Source organism: Microcella sp. (genome assembly GCF_046293215.1).
Lineage (GTDB): Bacteria > Actinomycetota > Actinomycetes > Actinomycetales > Microbacteriaceae > Microcella.
The window spans coordinates 1-625 of sequence record NZ_JBKBPI010000027.1 but is presented as its reverse complement, the minus strand read 5'-3'; the positions used below and the strand labels follow the sequence as shown (position 1 = coordinate 625).

Annotated in this window: 1 tRNA gene and 1 rRNA gene; both read right to left on the bottom strand. The window is 56.2% G+C overall.

The features are described from left to right. A tRNA-Ile gene (locus ACK4SC_RS11710) sits at positions 1-74 on the bottom strand. 81 nt (positions 75-155) lie between these two features. Beyond that, positions 156-625: ribosomal RNA gene (locus ACK4SC_RS11705) — 16S ribosomal RNA — on the bottom strand; the annotation flags it as partial.

Sequence of the window (625 nt, the reverse complement as noted above, 5' to 3'; positions counted from 1 at the left end):
TGGGTCTGGTTGGATTCGAACCAACGACCCCCGCCTTATCAAGACGGTGCTCTAACCGACTGAGCTACAGACCCAACTGTCTTCACTCTGCGCTCTCAATCAACAGCCGATAAGTGTGGGTGCTTGGTACCTTCAAGCAGCTTTTCTTCTTCCAGAAAGGAGGTGATCCAGCCGCACCTTCCGATACGGCTACCTTGTTACGACTTCACCCCAGTCACGAACCCTGCCGTGGTAATCGCCCTCCTTGCGGTTAGGCTAACTACTTCTGGCAGAACCCGCTCCCATGGTGTGACGGGCGGTGTGTACAAGACCCGGGAACGTATTCACCGCGGCAAGCTGATCCGCGATTACTAGCGATTCCGACTTCACGCAGTCGAGTTGCAGACTGCGATCCGGACTACGACCGGTTTTCTGGGATTGGCTCCCCCTCGCGGGTTGGCAGCCCTCTGTACCGGCCATTGTATGACGTGTGTAGCCCTACCCATAAGGGCCATGAGGACCTGACGTCATCCCCACCTTCCTCCGGTTTGTCACCGGCAGTCTCATTAGAGTGCCCTTTCGTAGCAACTAATGACAAGGGTTGCGCTCGTTGCGGGACTTAACCCAACATCTCACGACACGAGCT